The organism is Williamsia sp. z71 (assembly GCF_059553375.1).
The window spans coordinates 63857-89935 of record NZ_JCANWX010000011.1 but is presented as its reverse complement, the minus strand read 5'-3'; the positions used below and the strand labels follow the sequence as shown (position 1 = coordinate 89935).

Genomic DNA, 26079 nt, shown 5'->3' with positions numbered 1-26079 from the left:
CACACCCGGGTCAGATCTCACTCAGACCGGTGGCCACCAAACGTCGTCGCTCACGAAAACCGAGGCGCTCGTACAGCCTGATCGCCGACGTGTTCGTGATCGCCGCATGCAGGAACATCTGTTCCCCGCGGGCGTGGATCTGACCGGCCAAGGTGTGGATCAGACGTGCCGCCAGGCCCTGTCCGCGGTGGCTGCGGGCCGTGCAGATCGCACTGATCTCCGTCCAGCCGGGCGCCCGCATCCGCTCCCCCGCCATCGCCACCAGGTGTCCCTGGTCCCGGATACCCACGTAGGTTCCGAGTTCGATGGTCCGGGCCGTGAACGGACCGGGCTTGGTCGCTGCGGTCAGCGCCAACATCTCGGGTACGTCGGCCTCATCCAGAATCACCGCGTCGGGATCACCTGCACCACCAACATTTTCGGCCACCATCTGCACGAGGTCGACAGTGCTGGACGCCGGCCAATACTCCGGTACGGCGTAGGGCGTGGCACTGAACAGAATCACCCCGGACGAGACCGCCAGGGCTGCCGCCGCCGCCCAATCGTCAGGTGTGGGATCCGGGGGAATCGACATGAACTTCGAGACTCCGGGCTCAAATCGTCGCACCCGCCCGGCGACCTGGGCGAGGTCGGCATGAAAGCCATGGAGCGAGGCGCCGATCGGATCATCGAGCGCCTCGACGGCGGGAACGGGCTGAGATCTCATAGTTTCCGCTCCGCCTCCGTCATCAAGTTCCTTGTCAGTCCACGAAACCGATCGAACTGGCCGTGCGTTCCGTACTTGCTCTTCAACGTCGAGTACACCTGAAACTCTGCTGCACCTGCAATCGAATTGGATTCCGGCAAATAGCTCGGCAGCACGTTCTGGATGTTCGGATCGCGCCGTAGCTTCATGATCGTCGACTGGTGGACGGTCGAGTTCGCTCGCATCTTCGTGATCACCACGCCGAGTTCGACGATCTGTTGGCCGATCTCGTCGCTGAACTCCTTGACCCGCCGCTGGATCTGGGGGATGCCGTGGGTCGACAGCACGTCCGGGATGGCCGGGATGATGTAGCCGTCGGCCATCGCCAGGCCGTTGAGGGTGATCGGGCCGACGTTGGGCGGGCAGTCGATCAGGATGTAGTCGTAGGAGTCGCGGATCGGTGCGATCGCGTCCCGCAGGATGGTGACCGCGGCCAACGTGTCGTCGGCCCGCACCCGCAGCGCGCTGACCTCTTCCTGCACTTCGATGAGATCGAGCGAGGACGGCAAGAGGTCGAGGCCGGTCACCGCCCCGACCGACGACACCGACCGCTGCACCGCGGACCCGATCGCGAAGTCCGCGGTGCCGTCCAGTGCGTCGTTGAACAGGGTGGCAAGTGTCCGCCCGGCTCGATTCAGTTCCAGCCAGCGCTGCTCACCGATCATCATCGTGGTCAGGTTGATCTGGGAGTCGAGGTCGACGACGAGGACCCGCTGCCCGAACTCGCCGGCCAGGAAGTCCGCGACTCCGGCTGTCACCGTCGTTTTGCCCACGCCTCCCTTGAGGCTGATGGTCGCGATCACCTTGGCCACGCGGAGTGCTCCCTACAGCCGGTTCGGCGGACTCTGCTGATCAACTTACGGCGGAGAGGCCCACCTCACACCTCGAACAAATAGTTCAAGACAAGCACCTGACCAGCTCGGATACGGATCTGTCGGACCCTGCCATTAACGTAGAACGTGCTAAATGACCGTAACGATCAGATGCGCTATAGGGTCACAGTCAAACGGTCCAGCAACAGTCAGGAGCAACCATGACCGATCCGTTCGACTTCGACAGTTCGATGGATGATTCGTGGGCGCAGTTCCGGCTATCGCTGGCCGACACCCTGGCCGATTTGAAGCAGGGTGACCACTACGTCCTGGACCGACCCGACACCCCGTTCGAAGAACATGCGCAGGCGTTGACCTTCACTGTCACCGGCGCCGGACGGATCCGTTGCGGACTGTCGTCGGAGTTCCCGAAGTACCTCTGGCCTGACCAGAGCGCGGCTCCCCAAGCCCTGCTCGAACGCGGCTGGCGGGCACTGAACTCGGGCGAGTTCACGCTGTCGGTCGGTCGCCGCCACGTCGACCGGCTCGCCGCCGAGGCCACCGCGGTGATCCGTGACCACTGGCAGGTGGTGCACCCCGCATTCTTCGACCGACCCGTCCCGGGCAACGACGACGGCGCACCCCCGGCAGACGTCTCGGTCCGGCCCAGCGGCCCGGCCCACCTGCAGGCCCTGGTCGAGGGTGTCCTGGCCCAGGTGACCTGCGACCCCATCACCAAAGATCACGACGGCGACATCACCTTCACCCTCGGCGGTCTCACCTCGTGGCTGCGGGTGCGGACCACCGAGTCCTACGTCGACCTGTTCACGATGCTCGCGCCGGACATCGACACGAACCCGCACGTGCGCGCGGTCTTCGACATCCATGGCCCGCACTGGCCCGAGGTCGACTTCGTCATCTCCCACAATCACGCCGTCGCCCAGATCAGCATCGACGCGGAAGTGTTCACGCCCTCGGTTGTCGAGGACGCCATGCATGCCTGGTTCAAGTTCATGCGGATCGGCGCCGGCGTGATCGCCCGCGAAATCGCGTGTGCCGGAGTCACCGGTGACGTCACGGGCGCCGCCCTTGATTCAGCCGACCACAACGACGGCCTACCGCCGGCACTGATGGTGCTGCTGCACCTCGACCCGGACGGAACGGGTGTCCTCGCTCCCCACGAGGTCGCCGAGATCTGCGACTACGACCGCGATGCGATCCTGCGGTACCTCCGGATCAGCACCGACGAGACGATCTCCTGGCGTCGCGCCGCAGACGACGCCGCCGAACGCGGCGACGTCGACGAGGCCCGTGCCTGCATCCACGAGGCCGACGGATGGGCCTGCACCAAAGAGGCCCTGCGGTCCGGTCTGCGTGCGGTGGTGTTGCCCGGCGATCGCACCCGGCGCAAGGCCAGGACCACGTCCTCCGACGTGGATGCACTCCGGCCGGACTGACCGAGTCCGATTGTGTTGTTCGGCTGTGGTGTTCGGCGACGGCGGGTTTGCCGGAGTCAGATCCATGTCGCTTCATGAGGCGGCAGAGCCGGCAACTCCAGATTCTCGCGGAACGTGATGTGAAGACGTCCTCCGCGAACCGCGCTCCGAGCTCGATGCCACCTCCCCGGTGACGGTCTTCACAGGCGTCTGCGTTCGCTCATGTCGACACCGGCACATCGAATCGAGCGAGATCCAGCGCCTCCAAGAACCCTGCCAAGTCGTCCAGATGAACGACGTGCCCGGCGTCACGAACGGTGCGCACCTCGAACCCGGCGGTACGCAGTTCCGCGGATACCAGGTTGCTCGGATCGGCGAGCACCCGATGGATCGCCCCACCGTCGGACATTGACCCTCGACCGTGCGCCAAACACCCACGAAGAGGACACATGAGCCCGTTGACCATCGCGATCGTCGGCGCCGGCCCACGCGGAACCGGTGTACTCGAGCGTCTGCTGGCCCGCGCCACCGACCGCGACCTTCACATCCACGTCATCGACCCGTTCCCTCCAGGGGCGGGCCGCATCTGGCGCGAAAGCCAACCTCCGCTGCTGTGGATGAACTCCATCGCCGCCGACGTCACGATGTTCACCGACCACACCACCACGATCGACGGGCCCCTGCGCCCCGGCCCCACGCTGGCCGAATGGGTGCAGGCCACGCCAGCGGTCCCCCTCCGCTGCGCCTGGAACAGTTGCTCGCGCTCTCCCGTGCGGGCGTGGTCCGCTTCCTCGGGCCCGAGGTCTCGTTCACCACTGACGCCGCCACCGGGACATTCCGCGCGAGCAGCACCGCTTCTTTCGTCACAACGATTTCCAGGCGTCCGAACTGCTCAGCGTGGACGTCAGCGCACACTTCGATCAGCCGAGCGTGGCGGCGACCCGGTAACCGCGCCCATCTCAGCTGCCGGGGACCTCGCGGAATCTGGGGAGCACCCCGGTCCCGAAGTGCACTGCCTCTTCCAGATGCGGGTAGCCGGAGAAGATGAACTCCTCGATACCCACGTCCCGGTATTCCTCGATGCGCTCGGTCACCTCCTCGTGGCTTCCGACCAGTGCCGTGCCGGCTCCCCCGCGCACGAGGCCGAACCCGGCCCACAAGTTGGGCGCGACGAGCAGTTTCGAGCGGTCGCCACCGTGCAGGTCGAGCATGCGGCGTTGGCCAACCGAACCCAGTGTCCGCAAAGCTTTTTGCCGACGTTCGATCGTCTCGTCATCCAAGCCGGCGATGAGGTTCTCCGCCGCATCCCACGCCTCGCCGGCGCTCTCGCGCGTGATGACGTGCAATCTGATGCCACCTCGGACAGACCTGCCCTTCTCGGCGGCACTGGCCTTGACCACGGCCAGCTTCTCGGCAACCTCCGCCGGCGGCTCGCCCCACGTGAGGAATACGTCGGCTTGCGCCGCTGCCACCTCGATCGCCGCCGCCGAGGAACCGCCCAGATACACCTCCGGTAGCGGCACCGGATCGTACCCACTGAACCCGCCGCCGTCGCGCTCTACCGTGTAGAACTCACTGTCGACCCGCACGTCTTCGCCATTCCCGACCGCTCGTGCGATCTCGAGAAACTCCTGTGCCCGACGGTAGCGATCGTCCTTGCCCGCCGTGTCACCGTACGCACGCTGTTCCGAATCGTCGCCGCCGACAACCACGTTGAGAAGAGCACGCCCACCGGACAATCGTTGGAACGTACTGACCATCTGCGCCGAGAGCACCGGAGCCACCGCACCCGGACGGAACGCCACGAGGAACTTCAACCGCTCGGTGGCGGCGATCAAAGCAGATGTCACGAGCCACGAATCCTCGCAGTGCGCCCCGGTCGGTGTCAGGACGGCGTGAAACCCCAAGCGGTCCACGGTTTGCGCGACTTCTGTCAGGTAGTCCAACGTTGCGGCGCGATGCGCACCGGACTTACCTGCGACGCCACTGGTGGCGGTACCGCCGCGCGCAATCCCGACGCCATGCGAGCCTGCGCCGAGTTGTTCGTCATCACCTCCGGTCGGCAGAAACCATGAGAACTTCATGCTCGCCTCCTTCTCCGGTCGGCCACCGCGCACAGCAACCCGAGACTGCGGCCAACGGTATCGTCGCCGAAAGTCAGTGCCAGGCCGAGCATCTGGGAAGATCGGGCGGAGGCGCGTGGGTCAACCTGCAGCGCCTATATCGCTGCCACCGCGCTCGCGTCGCGTCAGTGGTTCACGTAGGCCCAAGTGCCCGCGCAGGGTATCTGTGTCGTACGCGGTCCGATAGGCGCCGCGTTCTTGCAGCTCCGGCACCAACCAATTGACGATGTCATCGAGCCCGCCCGGCACGATGTACGGCGAGATGTTGAACCCATCGGTCGCACCACTGCGAACCCACTTGACCAGTTCGTCGGCCACCTGTCCTGGTGTGCCGGCAAATCCGGAGCGCGCCGTCGTCGCGATGGCCACCTCCCGCAGCGACAGATTCTTCGCCTCGGCCAATGCCCGCCATTCCTGGGCGATCACGATCGGGTCCTTACCGTCCCGGGCCGCCCCTCGCGTCACCGAGATAGGTGCCGGTACTGGATCCTCCTCAGGTAGTGGACCATCGGGATCACGATCGGAAAGGTCACGGCCCCACACCTGCCCGACAAGCGAGAGCGCCGTCTGCCCGGTGAACTGCCCCTCGCGGACCCACCGCTCCTTCTCCTCGACCTCCGAGGCGTTCTCCGCCAACACGATCTGGGTACCGGGCAGGATCTTGATGTCATCGTCCGGTCGGCCGGCCTTGCGCAGGCGCGCCCGGATGTCGGTCGCGAACGCCAGCGCATCATCGAAATGCGTTCCGTGAGCCGAGAAGATCACCTCGGCATGGGCGGCCGCGAAGTCACGCCCGGTCGGGGAGTCACCGGCCTGGAAGATCACCGGATGCCCCTGGGCGCTGCGCGGAAGGGTCGGGGTCACCTCGACGTCGAACTGCGACGTCGTGTGGCGAACGATACGGACTGCATCCTTGGCCGCCCAGGAATCCGCATCCCGAGACGAGGAGATCGCATGGTCATTCCACGAATCCCAGATCTCTCGCGCGACCTGGATGAACTGTCCGGCACGCTCGTACCGCAGTTCGTGGTCGAGGAACCCGCCGCGCCGGAAGTTCTCCCCCGTCCACGCGTTGTCGGTTGTCACCACATTCCACCCGGCGCGGCCACCCGAGAGAATATCGAGTCCAGCGAGGCGTCGGGCGAGGTCCGCCGGCTCGTTGTACGTGGTGTTCTGGGTCGCAACGAGTCCGATGTGCGACGTGATCCCGGCGAGGGCCGCCAGTTGCGCGATGGCATCGGGCCGTCCGGCGATGTCGAGATCGAGGATCTTGCCCTGCTGTTCGCGCAAACGCAGGCCTTCGCCGAGGAAGAACGCGTCGAACAATCCGCGTTCTGCAGTGGTGATCACACGGCGGAAGCTCTCGAAGTCGATCTGCGACGCACTCGCCGGATCGGACCAGATGGTGGTGTGGTTGACGCCCTGGAAGAAGACGCCGAAGTGCACGTGGGCATCGGGGCGGAGAACGGTCATGACGTATCAGGCCTTCTGGTAGCGACTTGCAGGACGGGTGAGGCCGAGGTTGGCGCGCAATGTCGACCCCGGCACCGGACGATGGCTGATGCCGGCGGCGAACAGGCGCGGCAACACGTGGCGAGCGAGAACCACCAGATCCTCATCGACGACGGCCGGATGGATTCTGACACCGTCGACATGGCCGGCCAACTCCGTCAGGAGTTCGGTGAGTTCATCTCCACTGCCGATGAATTGGAGACGCCGCGACTCCTGGGCCGGCGTGTACGAGTTCATATGCTCCAGTCGCTCGGCACCCGATTCGGTGGCGGTGTCGAGGGTGACATCGAGTTCGGCAAAGGCAACCCCGTCGCAGGCCCTCGCGGCCGTGGCAATCGCGGCGACGGAAGGCTCCGAGACCAGGCGTACATCGACGTCGCCCGCGGTTCCGAACACCACCAATTGTCCCTGCGGTGGCCTGGGAACGATCGCCGGACCCTTCACGGAGAAACTCTCACCCTGAAAATCGATGTAGTGCAGCTTGTCTCGATCGAGAAACCGGCCCGAGGCGAAATCACGGATCACCGCATCGTCCTCCCAGGAGTCCCACAGATCACGGGCGCCGGTGATCGAATCATGCTGTTCGCGTGCACGTTCTGACTCGCCCACCACCACGGGTCGGCCCCATACCTTCGACGCGGCACTGTCGGTGACGGGTGCCGCGATCCACCCGGCCCGTCCACGCGACGCGTAGTCGAGAGTGGCCAATTGTGAAGCCGTATGGAACGGTTCGGCGTATGTCGTACCGATCAGCGGTACAAGTCCGATGGTCGATGTCGTCGCGGCCACGAAGGCCGCCCGGTTGGGCGCGTCGATGCGACCGACGATCTCGCTGGTCGCACCGACGATCGAGTCGTCGAACGTCGCCAACGTGAAGCCGGCGTTCTCCGCAGCAGCCACTCTCCGTCGCACGGTCTCTCCGGTCAGCAAGGCGTCAGGTGCATGAGATGCCCGTCGCCACGCCGCCGGATGACGTCCCTCCCCATCGAGCTCGATACCCAGGGCGAAAACGCTCATGCACAAACCTCTTTCGAATCCAGATTCTTCTCGAACGGATGCACGCCGACCTCGTCGGAGGGCAGTGTGGTGTCGTACAGCGGCGTGTAACCGGCAGCGAGATACAACGCCACTGCCTCTGGCTGGTTCCATCCGGTTGTCAAAAAGATTCGGCGATAGCCACGGCTGGTTGCGATCGTCTCGAGTTCTGCCACGATTGCCTTGCCGTACCCCCGGCCCCGGTACGCCGACGCCGTCCAGATGCGCTTGAGTTCGGCGGTGGTGGCGTCGTACTGACGGAACGCACCACCGGCGACCGGGGCACCGTCGGCCAATGCGACGATCAGCACACCCCCCGGTGGCGCGAACTCCTCTGCGGGATAGGCCCGCAGTTCGCTGTACTGCTCCCCCGGGCTGCGCCCGTAACGAGAGCTGTACTCGAGAGCCAACTCCTCGATCAGCGGGGAAGCCAGCGGATCGTCCTGATGGACCGTGGTGATCTGCAGGTGTGCAGTATCAGCCGTGGCGGTGGCCGCTCGGCCGGCTCCACTGGGTCGTGCACTCACTCGTCTTCCCTCCATCGGGAGACCTATCCTTCGGTACGTGGAAGTCCGGGCGGGTTGATCTCCGAGACGGTGACGGCCTCGGACTGCAGGCCCCAACGGTCGATGACCTTCTGATAGCTGCCGTCTTCAATAGCGTGGTTGATCGCCTCGTTGATGGCTTCGATGAGGCCGTTGTCTTTCTTGGTCAGAACCGCGATCTCGCCCTGCAGTGCATCACCCGCACCGGAGAACACGCCGATCACCTCGGTGTCGCCCGAGGTCGCAGCGTGGTAGACCGACGACGGGTTGGGGCCGAAGTATCCGTCGATGCGACCCGAACCCAGAGCCAGGTAGTAATCGGATGCGTTCTGGTAGTACGCGATCTCTGCCGGCGCGAGACCTTCGGCGACATTTTGTTCGTTCCAGTCGACCAGCAGCTGTTCCTGATTGGTTCCGGAACCGACTCCGATCTTCTTGCCCGCAATATCCTTGCGGCCTTCGACCTTCCAGCCACTGTCCTTGGGCGCTTCGAAGGCGAGGTTGTCCAAACGGTACGTGGCGAAGTCGTACTTGTCCTTGCGCTCTTCGGTCACGGTGACATTGGAGATGAACAGGTCGTTCTCACCGGAGTCGATCTTGACGAAGTTCTGCGACCAGTCAGCAACCTTCAGATCAACGTCGAGGCCGAGGATATTGCCGATCAGGTACGTGAAGTCGACCTCCGATCCGATGATCGTCCTGTCGTCGGTGGCGTAGAACCGCAGCGGTGGAGCGGTACCGCCGGCACCGGTCACGACCAGCGTGCCCCGATCGCGGATCGCTTGGGGCACCTTGGCCGCGATGTCGTCGACCTTGTCGACGCGAACTCGGCTGGACTGCTCCGGCGACAGGTCGAAACTCTGTCCGTCGGACGTGACCACTTCGGACTCGGCAGCGGGTTCGCTGCACCCGGTGACCAGCAATGCGAGCGTGGCAAATGCGGACGCGACGACCGCGAGTCGACGGCTTGTTCTGGACATGATTGTTCCTTGCTTGTCGGATTGAGTGAAGACGGTTCAGAGGACGTGCGCGAGAAAGGCTTTGGTGCGTTCTTCCTTGGGAGAGTCGATGAGTTCGGTCGGGGTTCCCTGTTCGACGATGACGCCGCCATCCATGAAAACCACCGTGTCGGCGATCTCTCGTGCGAAACCCACTTCGTGGGTCACGATGACAAGCGTCGCACCGTCGCGGGCGAGCCCACGGATGACTTCGAGCACTTCGCCGACGAGTTCGGGATCGAGCGCTGATGTCGGCTCGTCGAACAGGATCACCTTGGGCCGCAGTGCAAGTGCGCGAGCGATCGCAACCCGCTGCTGCTGCCCACCCGAGAGCCTGCGTGGGTATTCGTGCGCCTTCTCACCGACGCCGACGCGCTCGAGCAAAGCCACTGCCTCGGGCTCGACGTCCGACCGCTTGCGTCTCTGTGCCGAGATCGGCGCCTCGATCACATTCTCCAGGGCGGTCAGATGCGGAAACAGGTTGAAGTTCTGGAACACAAAACCGATCCGCGAGCGCTGCTGCAGAATCTCCTTGTTGCTCAGCTCGTGAAGCTTGTTTCCCCTGCGTTTGTACCCCACCAGGTCACCATCGACACGGACGGTGCCGTGATCGACTTTCTCCAGGTGGTTGAGGGCACGCAACAGCGTCGACTTGCCTGATCCCGACGGACCGATGATCGCGGTGACCTCACCTGGGCGAACCACCAGATCGACGCCCTTGAGCACCTCCAGGTCGCCGAAAGACTTGTGAACTCCCCTGACCTCGACCGCGTACCTCGAATTCTCTATCGCCTCGGTCATCGGGTCGCCCCGCGTGGAGCAAAGGAGATGTCGGAGAACCGCTTTCGGATCTGCTGCACCGGCGTCAACGGAATGGTCCGCAGCGCGCCCTTGGCATAGTGCCGCTCCACGTAGAACTGCACCACCGACAAGATCGACGTCAGGACGATGTACCAGACCGTGGCAACCATCAGCAGCGGGACGACCCGTCCACTGCGCCCGTAGATGACCTGCACCTGGTAGAACAACTCGGCAATTGCCATGACCGACACGATCGAAGTGCCCTTGAACAAGCTGATGACCTCGTTCGCGGCGTTCGGAAGGATTCCCCGCATCGCCTGCGGCAGAATGATCTTGAAGAACTCGCGGCGCTTCGGAATACCCAGTGCGGCAGCGGCTTCGAGCTGACCCTGATCCACCGAGATGATCCCGGCCCGGATGATCTCCGCCGAATACGCCGCCTGGTGCAACGCCAGACCGATGATGGCCGCAGCCGAACCACTGATCACGTTGTTGACATTGAACTCGAAGAAGCCCGGCCCGAACGGAACTCCCACCGACAGCGACTGATAGAGGTACGCGAGGTTGAACCAGAACAGCAACTGGACGATCAAGGGGATCGAACGAAACGCCCAGATGTAGAACCAGGCAATCACCTGCAGTACCGGATTTTTCGACAGCCTGGCCGCGGCCAGCGCGATGCCGATCGCAAATCCGAACAGCGATCCCCAGAACGTCAACTGGATGGTCAGCCACAACGCAGACATCACCGACGACGCGGTGAAGTACTGCGCGAACGTCCCCCAATCCCAGCCCGGGTTGGTCGCAAATCCGTGCAAGAACTGGGCGACAACGATCAGCGCGGCAATCGCGATGATCCAACGCCATGGATGCCACTTCCGCGCGATGACCAGGTCGGCGTCGTCCACCGCCGCGGATTCGTCGAGCGTGGAGCGGATATCTATCTGGGTCACTGTGACCACCGGTGTATGCGCGCAGCGAGCATCGCTGAAGGGCCTTCCAATAGGGCAAGAATGTGTGGGTGAGGTGGGTCAGACCTACGTACAGACGCCGGTGCCCGCTCGGCACAGGTCGACGTGCAGACGTCTCCACGAAGCGCGATCCATAATCGTTCCTCCATCGTTCTTGGCGGTAGCACCCACACGTCCTGCGACGGGGTTGCTGCGACGTCGACGAGCCAAGTCTCTCGGTCGCTCTGGATGGTGAGGAGGAATCTATGCGGTCGATGGACCAGACGTCAAGGGGTAGAATTTGATTTGCCTTGCGACACTGGGCTTTCGGGTTGCAATCACCATGTTTTAAACCTTGCGCCCCACCCTTGTGTCTGAAATCGGAACTGGTGTGACAGACAAAAGATCGCCCCCTCAAAAAGCTTGAGGGGGCGATCAGTCGGGACAGTGCACGTCTACTCGACGTCCGCCTTGTCCACCACAACCGTTCCGCGCCAGCCGCCGACCACGCGCATGACGTGGTAGATCAGGAGTGCCGCCAGCGCACCGAGTGCGATGCCACCGAAGCTCAAATCGCCTATCGTCCACGAGAAGTCGGCGATACCGATCACGAGTGCGATGGCGGCGGTGAACTGGTTGACCGGTTTGGAGAAGTCCACCTTGTTCGTCACCCAGATGTGCACGCCCAGGATGCCGACCAGACCGTAGAGCGCGGTGGTCACACCACCGAGGACACCCGGCGGGACCGATGCGATCACCGCACCGACCTTCGGCGACATACCCAGCAGCACCGCGGCGATGCCGGCCACCCAGTAGGCGGCCGTCGAGTACACCTTGGTCGCCGCCATGACACCGATGTTCTCGGCGTACGTCGTTGTGGCAGAACCGCCGCCGCTGCCGGCCAAGACCGTGGCGATACCGTCGGCAGCCAAGGCGCGACCGATCTTGTGGTCGTAGTTGATCCCGGTCATCGTGTTGATCGACTTGACGTGCCCGATGTTCTCGACGACCAGCACCAGCACCACCGGCAAGAACATCGGCAGCACCGACAGATGGAACGTCGGCGCCTGGAAATCGGGCAGGCCGACCCAATCGGCGGCTCCGATGGGGTCGGTGTCGACCTTGTCGCGGGCCAGGGCGAACAGGTAGCCGATGACAACGCTGGTGAAAATGGCGAGTCGTCCGAGCAGTCCCTTGAACAGCACCAGCGAGGCAATCAGCAGCACCAGGACCAGCGTGGCCGTGACCGCATCCTGCTCGTAGTTCGACTTGGCCGTGGGCGCGAGATTCAGGCCGATCAACGCGACGATGGTTCCGGTCACGATCGGCGGCATCAACGCGTGGATCCAGCCGGTGCCTGCGAAGTGCACCACCACGCCGATGACGACCAGCACCGCGCCCACCATCACGATGCCGCCCAGCGCGGATCCGTGCCCATGCGAGGCCGTCGCGGCGAGCACCGGAGCGATGATCGCAAAACTCGAACCGAGGTAGCTCGGCAACTGGTTGCGGGTGATCAGCAAGAACAGGATCGTGCCGATGCCGGAGAACAGGAGCGTCGTCGCCGGCGGGAATCCGGTGAGTACCGGAACGAGGAATGTCGCACCGAACATGGCCACCACGTGCTGCAGGCCGATGCCCACCGTGCGCGGCCACGACAGCCGTTCGGTCGGAGCAACCACCTCGTTGCTCCCGGCCGGCGACCAACCGAACAGCGGCGACCGGGTTTGGGTGGTCGCCTTGCCGGACGCAGCCGGCTTCAGATCTTCCTCAGACATGGGCAACAGTCTGCCGCGTTATGTGCCGATCCACGCCATTGCCTCCGATTCTCCGGCGCCACGTGGCCCGCACTGATCGCGAGACGGTAAAGTTACCGGCGGTGTGCCGGGAAGTCTGGTCGGCCGCGTGCTCAAGATGCCGTTGTTTCGACGGTCCGCGCGTGTCGTGTTTCTCCGACCCCTAGACAGGACACAACGTTGTCAGCGCAGGATCGAAAAACCCCCTCGACACTCTTTGCCCGCGGCTCATGGGCGGAGGCGTCGCGCATCGCCGACATCCTCCGCAAAGAAACCATCGGTGGGGCAATCCTCCTGGTGGCCACCGTGGTCGCACTGATCTGGGCGAACTCGCCGTGGTCCGATGCGTACGTCGAGCTGAGCGAGTTCCGGGTCGGCACCGACGCCCTGGGCGTGCACCTCGACTTGTCTCTGGCCACCTGGGCCGCCGACGGATTGCTCGCGATCTTCTTCTTCGTGGTCGGCCTCGAGCTCAAACGTGAGTTCGTCGCCGGCGACCTCCGCGATCCGAAACGTGCGGTCCTCCCGATTGCCGCAGCGGTCGGCGGCATGATCGTGCCGGCGATCATCTTCGTGGCGTTCACCGCCCACGTCGGCGATGGCGCCACGCAAGGCTGGGCCATTCCCACCGCGACGGACATCGCGTTTGCGGTGGCCGTCCTGGCGGTCATCTCCACGCATCTACCGGTGGCGTTGCGGACGTTCCTGCTCACCCTGGCCGTGGTCGACGACCTGCTCGCCATCACCGTCATCGCAGTCTTCTACAGCGAAGACATCGATCTCGGCGCGCTCGCGCTCGCCGCGGTACCGCTGGTGCTGTTCGCGATCTGTGTGCAGCGACGAATCCGGTCCTGGTGGCTGCTCATTCCGCTGGCCACCCTGACCTGGGTGTTCGTCCATGAGTCCGGGATCCACGCTACGGTCGCCGGTGTTCTGCTCGGGTTCACCGTTCCCGTGCTTCGCAGCAAGGCCGCCGGCGGCCCGGAAGCCGGCATCGGTCTGGCCGAGCACTTCGAACACCGGATCCGGCCCATCTCGGCCGGCATCGCGATCCCGATCTTTGCGTTCTTTGCCGCCGGCGTCGCGATCGGCGGGTTCGACGGTCTGACCGATGCGTTGAGTGACCCGATCGCCCTGGGCATCATCTTCGGCCTGGTCTTCGGCAAAGCGATCGGCATCTTCGGCACCACCCGACTGCTATCGGCGTTCACGCGTGCCTCCCTCGACGCCAGCGTTCGCTGGATCGACGTCTTGGGCATCTCGATCCTCGCCGGCATCGGTTTCACCGTCTCGCTACTCATCGGTGACCTAGCCTTCGGCCTGGGCACCGAGCGCGACCAAGTCGTCAAGATCGGCGTGCTGACCGGATCGCTGTGCGCGGCCCTGATCGCATCAATCCTGTTGCGTGCCCGAAATCGGCACTACCGCAGGATTCAGGAAGAAGAAGAGCGCGACGACAACCACGACGGCATCCCCGACATCTACCAGAACGAAAACAACAGCTAGCCGACCATTCTCACGCCACGACGGTTACCAACTTCGACCCCGTGAGGCACCGACAAGGGTAAATGACCCTTCGTCGGTCCTCAGCGGGCCGAAGTTGGCGGTGTTTCAAGCAGTACTCAGAGTTCCTCAACCGTGATGAGGCCGTCCTGGAGCGCGCGTGCGAGCAGCGAGGTCTTCGACGTGGCCGATCGACCGACCGCGTCGTATTTGTCGCGGATCCGCGCGATATGGGTGTTCACGGTTGCCGAGGAGATGAACAGCGTGCGGGCAGCGACATCCTTCGAGTCGCACAGCAGCCACGCACGAAGGACCTCAATCTCCCGCGCACTCAAGCTCGGCCTGGCCAGTATCTCGGCGGTCGCCTGATTCATCGTGAACATTTTCGATCCGATCTTTCGTTCGACAGCCGAGGGTTTGACTGCCTGTCTCCCACTAAAGCTAGTGGCACAGTCCGACAACATCCAGCCAGCCTTTTCAATGCCCCCCGAACGGGGGGCATTGTTCACAACAAAAATATTGTTGCCCAAAGCTGCTGGCTCCGTTGATCTTGCGATCCGCGGCCGCGCGGATAGTCTGCGACTCACCCCTGTGAGACCACGAATCGACAAGCGTGACTTCGCCATTCATATCCGTATCCAGAAACCGGTCATTCCTGTCCGGACAAGCCCCTTGCCCCACATCACTTTTGAGATCTCAAAAGCCGGCCTCGCGCACCGAGCGATCCGAACGACCGACCGGTGCGCGAGAGCAACTCGCTACTCAGTCGATACCGGGAGGACGGGTTCGCGTACCGGACGTTTGGATCCCAGACGCCAGATCGCGTGTTCGGTATGGAGAACGTTCCAGTGCTTCTGTATCGCGACATCTCTGATGAGTTCGCTCGCCACCGCGGGCGTCACCTCGTCGACGGGGATCTCCAGAACACGCGCGACATGGTTCACGATCACACGATCGACCTTCACGGCAGGGACTCCTGCGAGCGTCAGTACATACGCCCAGGTGACACCCGAGCGCTGACCCGGCACCGCCAGCCACGATTTCTTGACCGCGTCGAGAGCATCCGAATCGGCCACATCGCGCAGGTCAGCGGTGGTCTCGATCCCGAGGTCGACAAATCGGCCCGCTGCCTCTTTGACCGCCTGCGCTTTCAGCGGCGCACCGGGCGTCGACGATGTCGGCCTTCGATTGCCGATCGTGGATGCCCACTCCGACGCGTCCCCCAACTCGTGAAACGTCCGGAGCAGTTCGGGCGCTCCGTCACGCGTGATGTCACCGCCCTGCGCGGCCCGGTAGATGCCGTACCGCTCAAAGATGTTCTCAACCGTCACATGACGCGCACCCGTCGAATAGATGGCGTCGATGATGCACAGCGCCAACGCTTTCGGATATTCACGCGGCGTGATCCATCCCGCCGGATCTCCGAGTTCTCGTTCGCACGCGCTCGCGAGCGCACCGACACGAAATTCCACCCCTGCAGACATTGTTTCCCCCTTGCTGTCGTCGCCCATCCCCATGGGCGACTCGTGGGCGCACCGTATCGCCGGGCACCGACAGCCCGGAGACCGTTCGGCCTCTCCTGCCCGAGATGTAACGGCGCCAAATCGGACCAGCCACCGAACACCCCGCTGCGGCTCGCCCGCGAATCGACCGAATTCCTGCAACAGACTTTCGGTGGTCCAATCCGCGAACGACGTGGTCGACGAATCCCTAGGTCGTCTCAGCTGCAGGTTCGACCCGATCTCGGCCAAGACGGCGCAACCGGCGGATCGGTGACAGCCCACCCGACATGTGAGCTGAAATACATCCGCGACCGTGAATGCGGGGTGCAACGATCAGACATAACGTTGACACATAGAGTGTCAAGGTCAACGACCACCGTCGGATCGCGGCGGGTGATCGATCAACGAACCCATTTGGTGTGAGGGGTAGCCGCAAATGTCCACAGATGATGTGACGGCAACGCGTACGAAGTCGTCCGGTCTGCGCGAGCTGACGCTGAGAGGGATCATCCTCGGTGGTCTGATCACTCTCGTATTCACAGCCGCGAACGTCTACCTCGGCTTGAAGGTCGGACTCACCTTCGCCACCGCCATCCCGGCGGCCGTCATCTCGATGAGCATCCTGCGCAATTTCGCCAACCACACCGTGGTCGAGAACAACATCGTCCAGACGATCGCGTCGGCGGCAGGCACCCTCTCGGCCATCATCTTCGTGTTGCCCGGCCTCATCATGGTCGGCTGGTGGACCGGGTTTCCCTACTGGATCACCGTGGCGCTGTGTGCGATCGGCGGCATCCTCGGGGTCATGTATTCCATCCCGCTGCGACGGGCACTGGTGACGGGATCCGATCTGCCCTATCCCGAAGGTGTGGCCGCCGCCGAGGTGCTGAAGGTCGGCGACTCCACCGCAGGCGTCGAAGAAAACCGCGGCGGGATGCGGATCATCGTGGTGGGCGCGCTCGCAGCCGCCGGGTTCTCCCTGGTCGCGGCGCTGAAGGTCATCAGCAGCTCCCTCGCCGGTGCCATCAAGGTCGGCGCGGGCGGCACCATGTGGGGCGCGAGCCTGTCGCTGGCCCTGATCGGTGTCGGACACCTGGTGGGACTCACCGTCGGTATCGCCATGCTCGTCGGCCTGGTCATCTCGTTCGGCATCCTGCTCCCCATTCAGACCAACGGCAATCTCCCCGCCGGTGAGTCGCTGCTCGACGGCGTCAGCAGCATCTTCTCCTCCGACGTCCGTTTCGTCGGTGCCGGCGCCATCGCGATCGCCGCGATCTGGACGCTACTCAAGATCATCGGCCCGATCCTGCGAGGCATCCAGAACTCGATGGTCTCGGCGCGGGCGCGGCGTAAGGGCGACAAGGTCGACCTGACCGAGCAGGACATCCCGATCACCATGGTTGCGGGTGTGATCCTGGTGGCCCTGGTTCCGATCGGTTTGCTGCTCTGGGACTTCATCCACAACACCGCCCTGCACGGCACCGCCACCGGCATCATCGCCGTCAGCATCATCTTCGTCTTCGTCATCGGCCTCGTGGTCGCAGCGGTCTGCGGCTACATGGCCGGCCTCATCGGTTCGTCCAACAGCCCGATCTCGGGTGTCGGCATCCTGGTCGCCATCCTCGCCGCGTTGCTGATCAAGATGGTCTACGGCGACGCCGACGACGCGCAGAACACCGCGCTGATCGCCTTCACGCTGTTCGTGACCGCGGTGGTGTTCGGTGTCGCCACCATTTCCAACGACAACCTGCAGGACCTCAAAACGGGTCAACTGGTGGGTGCCACGCCGTGGAAGCAGCAGGTCGCGCTGATCATCGGCGTGCTGTTCGGGTCGGCGATCATCCCGCCGATCCTCGGGCTGATGAACACGGCCTTCGGTTTCGCCGGAGCCCCCGGCGCCGGCGACGACGCACTCGCCGCCCCGCAGGCCGCGCTGATCTCGTCCCTGGCCGAAGGTGTCTTCGGCAGCGACCTCGACTGGAACCTCATCGGTCTCGGCGCCCTGATCGGCGTCGGTGTCATCATCGTCGACGAAATCCTGTCGCGGTCCTCCAGCAAGCTCAGCCTGCCGCCGCTGGCCGTCGGTATGGGCATGTACCTGCCGATCGCGCTGACCCTGGTCATCCCGATCGGTGCCATCCTCGGCACGATCTACAACCGGTGGGCCGTTAGGACCGGCGGCAACGTCGAACGCAAGAAGCGGATGGGCGTGCTCCTGGCCACCGGTCTGATCGTCGGCGAGAGCCTGTTCGGTGTGCTGTTCGCCGGCATCGTCGCGGCCACCGGCGACGAGAGCCCGCTGGCCGTTGTCGGCGACAGCTTCAGCAGCTGGGCCGAGATCCTCGGCGTCCTCGCCTTTGTCGGTGTCATCGCCTGGCTGTACAAGTGGACGCAGCAGGTCGCGCGCCCGCTCAAGGACGCCACGGTCACCAAAGACTGACGTTCAGAGCTCGTCGACGGTGATGTGACCGTCCTGGAGGGCACGCGCGAGCAGTATCGCCTTGGTCACCGCCGGTCGTCCCGCGGCGTCGTACTTGTCGCGGATCCGCGTGATGTGGGTGTTGACCGTGGCGCCGGAGATGAACAGGGTGCGCGCCGCCGCGTCTTTGGTGTCGCAGACGAGCCAGGCACGCAGCACTTCGATCTCGCGCGCGCTCAGGGACGGTCTGGTCGCGGGTAGGGCAACTGCGATCGTGTCCACGGGTGATTCCAATCTTCAGTGTCCGGCGGCGGATTGACCGGCGGGGTGTACCCGAAATTAATGTCGTCGACGACGGCCGCACCAGACGCGTCTTGCGGGGTCCCCCGAGTGGGGGGCCGCACAAATCGGGGCATCGAAAAGGGCTTCGGCGGCGCTGGCCCCCCCCCCGCTAGGTCTGGGCTTCGACCCCGGTGTGGTCGAAGGTGATCCGCCGGGTTCCGGCCCGGTCATGCACGTAGATCGAGGCCAGCGCCAATCGTGCCGGGGGCAGGATCCGCACACAGATCTCGCCGTCGTGAGCATCGCGCAGGGTTTCGATGATCCGAGCCCGCAGCACCTCCCTGATATCGGCGGGCGTCGCGTCCATCCCGTGATCGTCGATGAGGATCACCTCGACGCCACGGGCCCGGGCCAGCCGCGCCGCCGCATCGATCTCGGGGCTCGTCAGTGCGGGTGCCCGCAGGCGGTCCCGCAGGTTCGCCTCGACGAGTTCATAGGTGGCCGCCTCTTGCGGGGTGAACTCTTCGGCGGTCGCGATGCGTTCCAGCAGCGGTCTGGCCATCTCGTCGAGCTGACGCAGACGGGCATCCCGTTCTTCGGTGGCCGCACGAGCCGCCGAGAGCGCCGCGATCCGCGCGGTGGCGGCATCACGCAGGGCGAACACGGCTTTACCGTTGGGGCGCAGCGTGAACGACAGCAGCGTCGCCATCGCCAGTGGCCCGGCGTCGATGACCACCATCCCGGCACCGAACAGGAAACCCTGGTCGGTGAACGTGGCCCAGAGTCCGTACACCAGCGCCATCCCGAGCAGCCCCCACCAGGCGCTGATCCAGCGTCCGCGCACCGCCATGAAACACAGAATCGTTGTGCCCGCGCCGTGCGTCCACCCCTGGAGCGGCACCTCGAACGGAACCGGCATCACCGAGAGCATCAGCGCGGACGCGATCGGTCCGGCCGCGGCCAGGGCCCAGGTCAGCGGCATGGGCAGCGGGTCTCCCGGCACGGTGATCAGGGCGATGGTGCCCGCCGCGAGCACCACCACGCCCACGGCGACCGGCCAAAATGAACTGATTCCCTGCCGGGTTTCGATGGCGACGATGGTGATGGCGACGATGTACACCGCGACAACACCTTTGGCCGCCGGCGTGTGCATCCCGAGGATCGCGGTGATGTCCCGAGGTGCCTGCGCTTGTGACCGGCTGATCATTGCGGTCGCGTCCAGTGCAGGGCAATCCGCGTGCCGTGCCCAGGTTTTGACTCCACGGTGACACGACCGCCGTCCAGCACCGACATCCGACCCCGAATACTGACCGCAAGTCCCAGACGCTGCGGCGGCACCGCACGCAGATCGAATCCGACGCCGTCATCACAGACGTCCACCTCGATGGAGTCGGCTTCGAAGCGCGCGGCGACATCTCGGGTCGCGTCCGGGCCGCCATGGGTCACACTGTTGCGCACCGCTTCGGTGGTCGCTGCGGCGATGGTCAGCACCACATTCACCGGATATGACTGGGCGTCATCGCTTTTCGTGACCTTCGCTGCGATGGTCGGATCGGCATCGACGACCGCGCCGCGCAATTGGGCAACTGCGGCGTTGGCCGGAAGGACGTCGTCATCCGTCGGTTGTTTATGGAATCCGTCCATGTCGGCCAGGGTGCGTTTGGCCTGCTCGGCGAGACGCTGCGAAGCGCCCTGGCGGGCGGCGCCGAGCAGTGTCGACATCACACCGTCGTGGGTCAGTGCGTCAAACCGGGTTCGTTCCAATGCTCTGGCCTGTGACGCGGCCGCTTCCGCCGCTGCCGCATAAGCCGATTCACGCGTCGCGTCGAGGATCGCGGCGGTCCTGATGGCCATCACCGCGGCGGAGAACGGGATCAGGCAGAAGGCGAAAGCCCACGCGATCTCGGGGATCACCGGGCCGTTGAACTCGGGCACCCGGACCTCGTGGTTGATCAGCTGCACCACCACGGTGACCCCGACCAGGTAGGCAAACGCCCACCGCGCCCGCCACGCCGCTGCGGCGACGATCGCCGGAAGTCCACTGAATTGGGAGAACCACATCCCCCGTTCGCTGACCAAGAGCACTCCGTCCCAGCCCAATGGCCAGAGAGCCAAAGCCACCACGTAGGCAATCGCTGCCGCCGACGCGGTTCTGCGTAGGACAGGGGCGCTGCTCCGCATCGCGCGGGCTCCCATGGCGAGTCCGGAGCCGAAGATCAGCACGATCGCGGTGACCGTCCACCACCCGGCCATGACGTCCATGGACTCCCCGATGTTGGGGATCACCAGCACGAGATAAAAAAGGTAGCCACCGCCGACAAACAGTGAGAACTGTTGCAGGATGCGCTGTCCGGCGGGTTTGGCTTCGTCCCCGAGCGCGGCAGCTACCGCCGGAAGCGGCGCGGAATCGGTAGCCATCCGTCCTCAATCGCTCGTTTGTACAGGTCGGTTTTGGTGGGTGCGGGCCGTCCCGCGTCCCGATACTTCTTGCGGATCCGGTCGACGTAGTCGCTGACCGTTTCGGGCGACAGGCCGGTCTCCTTCGCCACCCGCACCGTCGGCTCCCCCGACGCATAGAGTTCGAGTACCTGCCGCAACCGGGGCGGCAGGTCGACGAAGCCGGGGTCCGAATCCAGCGCGGCAGCCCAATCGACGGACGCCACTTGCCGTCCCGCACCGGCCGTCCGGATCGCCTCCTGGATCTCGGCTTTACGCGCCGACTTCCGGATCACCCCGAGCACACCCGCCGAAGCGGCTTCCCGCACCAGGAACGGTTCGTCGCCGGAGGTGTAGACCAGCGCTTCGATGTTGGCTTCGCGTAACCGGGTGACATTCGAATGGGGGGACGAGCCGTCGGATAATCGCAGGTCCAGGATCACCAGTCCGATATCGGAGGTCGACTGCAGCAACTCATCGACCGTCTCCGCGCCACCGACGAAGGCCATGTCCGTGCCCTCCTCGATGATCGCCCGCAACCCCTCCACCACGGACTCATGGTCGTCGATCACACCCACCCGCAAAACACCGCGATCGGTCACCGGCGCCACCTGCCATGAACTCGCATGCCCACATTCTGACCTACGAACTCACCTGGTGCGCACCGGGATCGGTTACCCGGTAGTAGTATCTCTGCCCTTGAATCCCTCCTGCCACAACGCCATCCACAAAACCGTCTCACGAAAGGACGTTTGGTTTTGTAATGCGAACACGTGGATCGCTGATGCCAAATGGGTGCGGCCGGGTTCGTCGGGCGACATTCTGCACCTCGCCCTCAGCAGCTGGCAGGGGATTCGGATACGCCAAACCGCGACCACAGTCGTCGACGCCGTATCCTTCGGGAGAAGGAATACCCATACCGAGGAGGTACCTGTGGCCGGCGGTCTCGTCGCACTGCTGGATGACGTCGCTGCGATCACCCGGGCCGCTGCGGCGACCCTGGATGACGTCGCGGCCGCAGCAGGTAAAGCAAGTGTCAAGGCTGCAGGTGTCGTCGTCGACGACACTGCGGTCACCCCGCGCTACGTTCACGGGTTCTCCCCGGCCCGCGAGCTGCCCATCGTCGGCAAGATCGCGATCGGATCGATCCGCAACAAGCTGCTGATCATCCTGCCGGTGGCCATGCTGCTGAGCCAGTTCCTCCCCGCGGCTCTGCCGTATCTGCTGATCGCTGGTGGTCTGTTCCTCTGTTATGAGGGCGCCGAGAAGGTCTACGAGGCCTTCGCCGGCCACCACGGTGCTGACGAAGAGCCGGCCGCCGAACGCGGCCCGGAGTTCGAGAAGACGATGGTCAACGGCGCCATCCGCACCGACTTGATCCTCTCGGCCGAGATCATGGTGATCTCGCTGTCCTCGGTGGAAGACGAACCGTTCGTGACGCGTCTACTGGTCCTCATCGCCGTCGCGTTCCTGATCACCGCGCTGGTCTACGGCGTGGTGGCGCTGATCGTGAAGATGGACGACGTCGGTCTGGCGTTGGCCGGGCGCAAGTCGACGCTGAGCCAGCGGGTCGGCCGCGGACTCGTCTCGGCCATGCCGAAGCTGATGACCACGCTGACGGTCGTCGGCATCGCGGCGATGCTGTGGGTCGGCGGGCACATCCTGCTGATCAACATCGGTGAGGCCGGCTTCCACTGGCCCGCCGACCAACTGCACCACCTCGAACACTGGGCGGAGGAACTCGTCCACGGCTGGTTCGGCGGCGTGCTGTCCTGGATCAGCGGGACCACCGCGTCGGCGGTCGTCGGTCTTGTCGTCGGCGCCATCATCGTGGCGATCATGCATGTGATCCCCAAGCGCAAGAAGGCCACGGCAGCGCACTGACGGCTCGCCGGAAAGACGGGTCGGGACGAATGTTCTACTGGGGTCCGTGACTGAACGCGCCACCGCCCTGGAGATCTCGCCCGAAGCTTTGACCCTAGGGATCTCGCTGTACTCCATGGCAATCCTGATCAGCATCGGCGTCGGCATCAACGCTGCCCGGCAACACCGTCGTCGGTTGGCGTGGATCATGGCATCGGTCGTCGGGGTGCTGACCATCGCTGGGGTGGTCATCGCAGTTCTGAGTAGTACGACGCACTCTCCGTAGCGCGGGGCTCAACTCGGTAGTGGCACCACTTCGACGTGCGACGGCATTTCGAACGACTGCGCTGACAAACCTCATCTATCGCGATTCGGCGGGGCTGTCAGCGAGATGAGTGCAGCTTTCCGACTACCGAATGTGAGCGACGCACCGTCGAAGCCGTACAACACCGCATCGTGCGACGTCGGCTGGTGCTGTCGGATCATTGCCATGAGAGTGCTTCGAATTGCAGGGTGACCTGTTCTAGCGGTGGGAGCCCCCGAGCCGCTGCCTGCCCTATGCTCGGGCGGTGAACGAACGAGCCCAAGCATTCACCGGCGAGTACCAGAGTGCATGTCGTCGGCGGCCCGATGCCATGTTCACACATCGAGGAAACCCATCACCTGGAGCGATCCAAGACTTCTGGGAGTGGTCCACGTCGGATCTGCTCAGCAACACCACACGCGGAGTACTCGCCGAGTACATCGTCGGGATGGCACTGGGGTGTGTTGACGGCGACGTCCGACGCGAATGGGATGCCTACGATCTCGTGACGGCGGACGGTTTGCGTGTCGAGGTGAAGTCAGCTGCCTACCTTCAATCTTGGAAACAGAGGTCGCCGTCCGCGATCTCGTTCAGCGTCAGCCCCGCAACGGCGTGGTTCGCCGAAACGAACTCGTACTCCGAGGCACGCCGTCGCGAGGCAGATGTCTACGTCTTCTGCGTTTTCGGGACCACTGACCGGGACCGCGCCGATCCACTCGACCTGGACCAGTGGACGTTTCTCGTCTCCCCGACCTCGGCGATCAACCGCGCGTTGGTTGACAGAAATCAGTCACCATCAACAGTCTTCAGACCCGCGTCAAGCCTGTCGAAGTCGGGTACGCCGGCCTCGCCGACGCGATCCGTAGTGCAGTAGCTCGCTGAGCGTTTTCGAACGCGAGAGGCCGGAGCTGTAATCCCCGAGCTCATCAAACAGCACTGTCGGCCCGATCGGATTTGAGTCTGCCCGCATACCGGGCCGCAATCATTTGTTCAGATGAATTTTCGGGTGATCCGTTACAGCCCAACATGATTCCCAAAAATTCTGTAACGCTTTCGGTCGCCGCTACTATAACCAGCTGACGCCCTTGATCGTTCCGCGAAACGTGCCGGCCAGTTCCACCCTCGATGTGCCCGAGGGGCTCTCACCACATCGTCTCACCATGGCCGTCATCCTCGGCGTCCGGAGACGTTGACCATCCTTCCGAGTCGTATCCCGCTTCCTCGAAGCGGATCACTGTCCGATGCACTCGGTATCAACAACAGAAAGAACGGATCTCGTGACCACACCACCTCCCCCACCTCCATTCAATGGTTCGAACTCCGGAGGGCCCTCATGGGCCAACCCGGGTGACGGCAATCCAACCGGCCAAACGCCGAAGAAGTCCAAGAAGCCGTGGATCTTTGGTGGCATCGGGGCTGTGATCGTGCTGTTTGTCATCGCTGCTGTTGCCGGCGGAGGTGACGAGGAGAAGGACACGTCCACAACAGCCGCAAGCTCATCGGTGTCAGCGGTCACCGACGCGCCCAGCACGGCCACCGTAGAACCGACGACCACCGCCAGGCCTGCGCCGGCCTCAACCCCCGCAGTCGTCCCGCCTGCACCGGTCGCGCCGACCACCAGGACCACCACGACCACCACAGCGGCAGGTGGCATCATGCCTGCCGTCGTCTGCATGAACCTGCAAGACGCCCAAGACCTGATCCAGGAAAACGGGGTCTTCTACTCGCGTAGCGACGACGCCACCGGTGAAGGGCGCAATCAGGTGATCGACAGCAACTGGGTCGTCGTCGGGCAGACACCCGAAGCAGGTACGCCGATCACCGAGGGCGATCCGGTTCTCTCGGTCGTCAAGATCGGTGAAAACAGCAGCTGCTAGGCACCTCTCGAGTAGGTCCGTGCTCACAATCGCCAGACCGTGAGCACGGACTTCACGAATGTGCCGCGATGACAGCTCTCTTGGCTTCCCGGAACTCGTCAGCATCGATCAGCCCTTGATTGAACAAGTTGGCCAACTTCTCGATCTCCACGACCAGGCTCTCCGCAGGGGCCGTCTCAACAGCCGGCATATCGACTATTCGCGGTTCCAACGGCGGCTTCCAGAGCGATACGGGCTTCCTCCGCTGTGCCGCGGCCACCTTTCGCCGGAGATCGTCAAAATACGGAGCTGCCTGCTCGTGCAAGGCCCACGGCAACCTCAGCGTGTTCGGAGCCGATCCGTCCCAACCTCTTACAGAATCCAGGGCGGCCCCGGCAGAATCCGATGTGCGCACTTCCAACACCCCGTCTGAGAGCCCTCGCCGGTAGTCGAGCTCAGAGATGTCGGCATACGGAAAGGCAACACCACGGGACTCATACGCAGCCCTGTTCAAGGCATGCGCCTTCACGATGACCAGCCGGTTTTCAAACGCCACCAACAAGCCCGCCGAGCCATTGCTGATGATGAACGACGGCAATTCGCCAGGACCTGAATTGTTTCCGACAGCCCTCGCCCAGAACTCATCCAGCGGAACGCCGACGACCGGGGCCGACTCCTGTACCGCACCACGCTGCAAATGTGCATTGACAACTGATTCCGTGTCGGTGAGAGGCGCCCGCGCGCCCTCGCCGCCGGCACCGGCGGTCTTGCGGCTCGCGTCTACCAGGTAGCGAACGTAGTACTGGACGTACTCCAACTCGTCTTTCCGGATATCTCCGAAGTTGATATCGCCCGTCTTCGTGGTCACGACCAACCTGGGCGCCCCCAACTTCTCCGGAAAGTTCACGCTGACGATTTCGCTGGCAGCAACAGCGAATACAACCAAGTTGGCTTCGTTCAGCGCGTAGCTCTTGAAACCGAGAAGACGCTGATTCGTCACCGCGAGGGCTTCCGTTTGCGGCCTCAGACGAGTCACCCGCGCAAAGGCCCACACCGCTTCATGGGTTCCCAACACCGGAGCAAGTACTTTCGCCCACTTATCGGCAAGCTTGTCCTTGACCTTGGGGGGTGTTACGTACATTTCGACCTCGACCTTGTATC

At 64.0% G+C, this 26079-nt stretch carries 25 protein-coding genes, 1 pseudogene and 1 riboswitch; of the genes and pseudogenes, 8 read left to right on the top strand and 18 right to left on the bottom strand.

Annotation, left to right across the window (positions count from 1 at the left end; all coding sequences use genetic code 11):
* Window positions 1-10: 10 nt before the first annotated feature.
* Window positions 11-706: a GNAT family N-acetyltransferase gene (locus AC51GR_RS23240; RefSeq protein WP_496327026.1), complete on the bottom strand. Its 696-nt coding sequence runs from the start codon at window positions 704-706 to the stop codon at window positions 11-13.
* Complete coding sequence (locus tag AC51GR_RS23235) at window positions 703-1557, bottom strand: ParA family protein (protein WP_496327025.1); 855 nt, start codon at window positions 1555-1557, stop codon at window positions 703-705. Before AC51GR_RS23235 ends, AC51GR_RS23240 begins: the two co-directional genes overlap by 4 nt.
* 221 nt (window positions 1558-1778) lie before the next feature.
* On the opposite strand from AC51GR_RS23235, the gene AC51GR_RS23230 reads away from it, so the two are divergent.
* Complete coding sequence (locus tag AC51GR_RS23230; RefSeq protein WP_496327024.1) at window positions 1779-3014, top strand: TY-Chap domain-containing protein; 1236 nt, start codon at window positions 1779-1781, stop codon at window positions 3012-3014.
* Window positions 3015-3213: 199 nt separating this feature from the next.
* Here AC51GR_RS23230 and AC51GR_RS23225 read toward each other — a convergent pair whose 3' ends face one another.
* Entirely contained in the window at window positions 3214-3402 is a 189-nt protein-coding gene (locus AC51GR_RS23225; RefSeq protein ID WP_496327023.1) for a hypothetical protein, read from the bottom strand.
* A gap of 40 nt (window positions 3403-3442) precedes the next feature.
* On the opposite strand from AC51GR_RS23225, the pseudogene AC51GR_RS23220 reads away from it, so the two are divergent.
* Window positions 3443-3709: pseudogene (locus AC51GR_RS23220) on the top strand (FAD/NAD(P)-binding protein); the annotation flags it as partial.
* Between the two features lie 243 nt (window positions 3710-3952).
* Here AC51GR_RS23220 and AC51GR_RS23215 read toward each other — a convergent pair.
* The 8 genes from AC51GR_RS23215 to AC51GR_RS23180 all read right to left on the bottom strand — a co-directional run bounded on the left by AC51GR_RS23215 (window position 3953) and on the right by AC51GR_RS23180 (window position 12735).
* On the bottom strand, window positions 3953-5077 hold the full coding sequence (locus tag AC51GR_RS23215; protein WP_496327022.1) for an LLM class flavin-dependent oxidoreductase: 1125 nt from the start codon (window positions 5075-5077) through the stop codon (window positions 3953-3955).
* Window positions 5078-5197: 120 nt separating this feature from the next.
* Window positions 5198-6589, bottom strand: coding sequence for an NtaA/DmoA family FMN-dependent monooxygenase (locus AC51GR_RS23210; RefSeq protein ID WP_496327021.1), 1392 nt, complete (start codon window positions 6587-6589; stop codon window positions 5198-5200).
* Window positions 6590-6595: 6 nt separating this feature from the next.
* Window positions 6596-7645, bottom strand: a complete 1050-nt coding sequence (locus AC51GR_RS23205; RefSeq protein ID WP_496327020.1) for an LLM class flavin-dependent oxidoreductase — start codon at window positions 7643-7645, stop codon at window positions 6596-6598.
* Entirely contained in the window at window positions 7642-8190 is a 549-nt protein-coding gene (locus AC51GR_RS23200) for a GNAT family N-acetyltransferase (protein ID WP_496327019.1), read from the bottom strand. Before AC51GR_RS23200 ends, AC51GR_RS23205 begins: the two co-directional genes overlap by 4 nt.
* A 23-nt stretch (window positions 8191-8213) precedes the next feature.
* Entirely contained in the window at window positions 8214-9188 is a 975-nt protein-coding gene (locus AC51GR_RS23195) for an ABC transporter substrate-binding protein (protein WP_496327018.1), read from the bottom strand.
* Between the two features lie 36 nt (window positions 9189-9224).
* Window positions 9225-10007: an amino acid ABC transporter ATP-binding protein gene (locus AC51GR_RS23190; RefSeq protein WP_496327017.1), complete on the bottom strand. Its 783-nt coding sequence runs from the start codon at window positions 10005-10007 to the stop codon at window positions 9225-9227.
* Window positions 10004-10969, bottom strand: coding sequence for an amino acid ABC transporter permease (locus AC51GR_RS23185; RefSeq protein WP_496327016.1), 966 nt, complete (start codon window positions 10967-10969; stop codon window positions 10004-10006). The genes AC51GR_RS23190 and AC51GR_RS23185 overlap by 4 nt, the downstream gene beginning before the upstream one ends.
* A 151-nt stretch (window positions 10970-11120) precedes the next feature.
* Window positions 11121-11213, bottom strand: a riboswitch (SAM riboswitch).
* Between the two features lie 199 nt (window positions 11214-11412).
* On the bottom strand, window positions 11413-12735 hold the full coding sequence (locus tag AC51GR_RS23180) for a uracil-xanthine permease family protein (protein WP_496327015.1): 1323 nt from the start codon (window positions 12733-12735) through the stop codon (window positions 11413-11415).
* 198 nt (window positions 12736-12933) lie between these two features.
* Here AC51GR_RS23180 and nhaA point away from each other — a divergent pair, with 198 nt between their 5' ends.
* A complete protein-coding gene (gene nhaA / locus AC51GR_RS23175; RefSeq protein WP_496327014.1) occupies window positions 12934-14259 on the top strand; it encodes a Na+/H+ antiporter NhaA in 1326 nt (441 codons plus the stop codon).
* A gap of 116 nt (window positions 14260-14375) precedes the next feature.
* On the opposite strand, the gene AC51GR_RS23170 is transcribed toward nhaA, so the two are convergent.
* Together AC51GR_RS23170 and AC51GR_RS23165 are read right to left on the bottom strand one after the other, a co-directional pair.
* A complete protein-coding gene (locus AC51GR_RS23170; protein ID WP_496327013.1) occupies window positions 14376-14630 on the bottom strand; it encodes a LuxR C-terminal-related transcriptional regulator in 255 nt (84 codons plus the stop codon).
* Between the two features lie 384 nt (window positions 14631-15014).
* Window positions 15015-15740, bottom strand: a complete 726-nt coding sequence (locus AC51GR_RS23165; protein ID WP_496327012.1) for a DUF8548 family protein — start codon at window positions 15738-15740, stop codon at window positions 15015-15017.
* 454 nt (window positions 15741-16194) lie between these two features.
* Between AC51GR_RS23165 and AC51GR_RS23160 the strand changes: the two genes are divergently transcribed.
* Complete coding sequence (locus tag AC51GR_RS23160) at window positions 16195-18198, top strand: OPT family oligopeptide transporter (RefSeq protein ID WP_496327011.1); 2004 nt, start codon at window positions 16195-16197, stop codon at window positions 18196-18198.
* Window positions 18199-18201: 3 nt separating this feature from the next.
* Here AC51GR_RS23160 and AC51GR_RS23155 read toward each other — a convergent pair whose 3' ends face one another.
* The 4 genes from AC51GR_RS23155 to AC51GR_RS23140 form a co-directional block, all read right to left on the bottom strand.
* A complete protein-coding gene (locus AC51GR_RS23155) occupies window positions 18202-18459 on the bottom strand; it encodes a LuxR C-terminal-related transcriptional regulator (RefSeq protein ID WP_496327010.1) in 258 nt (85 codons plus the stop codon).
* Between the two features lie 169 nt (window positions 18460-18628).
* Window positions 18629-19666: a DUF8320 family protein gene (locus AC51GR_RS23150; RefSeq protein ID WP_496327009.1), complete on the bottom strand. Its 1038-nt coding sequence runs from the start codon at window positions 19664-19666 to the stop codon at window positions 18629-18631.
* Window positions 19663-20877 (bottom strand): sensor histidine kinase, encoded by a 1215-nt coding sequence (locus AC51GR_RS23145; RefSeq protein WP_496327008.1) that lies wholly within the window; start codon window positions 20875-20877, stop codon window positions 19663-19665. Before AC51GR_RS23145 ends, AC51GR_RS23150 begins: the two co-directional genes overlap by 4 nt.
* Complete coding sequence (locus AC51GR_RS23140; protein WP_496327007.1) at window positions 20844-21497, bottom strand: response regulator; 654 nt, start codon at window positions 21495-21497, stop codon at window positions 20844-20846. The genes AC51GR_RS23145 and AC51GR_RS23140 overlap by 34 nt, the downstream gene beginning before the upstream one ends.
* 331 nt (window positions 21498-21828) lie before the next feature.
* Here AC51GR_RS23140 and AC51GR_RS23135 point away from each other — a divergent pair, with 331 nt between their 5' ends.
* The 4 genes from AC51GR_RS23135 (at window position 21829) to AC51GR_RS23120 (ending at window position 24939) form a co-directional block, all read left to right on the top strand.
* A complete protein-coding gene (locus tag AC51GR_RS23135; protein WP_496327006.1) occupies window positions 21829-22779 on the top strand; it encodes a DUF808 domain-containing protein in 951 nt (316 codons plus the stop codon).
* Between the two features lie 46 nt (window positions 22780-22825).
* Window positions 22826-23044 (top strand): hypothetical protein, encoded by a 219-nt coding sequence (locus AC51GR_RS23130; protein WP_496327108.1) that lies wholly within the window; start codon window positions 22826-22828, stop codon window positions 23042-23044.
* Window positions 23045-23327: 283 nt separating this feature from the next.
* Complete coding sequence (locus tag AC51GR_RS23125; protein WP_496327005.1) at window positions 23328-23936, top strand: hypothetical protein; 609 nt, start codon at window positions 23328-23330, stop codon at window positions 23934-23936.
* A gap of 544 nt (window positions 23937-24480) precedes the next feature.
* Window positions 24481-24939, top strand: a complete 459-nt coding sequence (locus AC51GR_RS23120; protein WP_496327004.1) for a PASTA domain-containing protein — start codon at window positions 24481-24483, stop codon at window positions 24937-24939.
* Between the two features lie 52 nt (window positions 24940-24991).
* Here the strand turns inward: AC51GR_RS23120 and AC51GR_RS23115 are convergent, their stop codons facing one another.
* Entirely contained in the window at window positions 24992-26059 is a 1068-nt protein-coding gene (locus AC51GR_RS23115) for an SHOCT domain-containing protein (protein ID WP_496327003.1), read from the bottom strand.
* Between the last annotated feature and the right edge of the window lie 20 nt (window positions 26060-26079).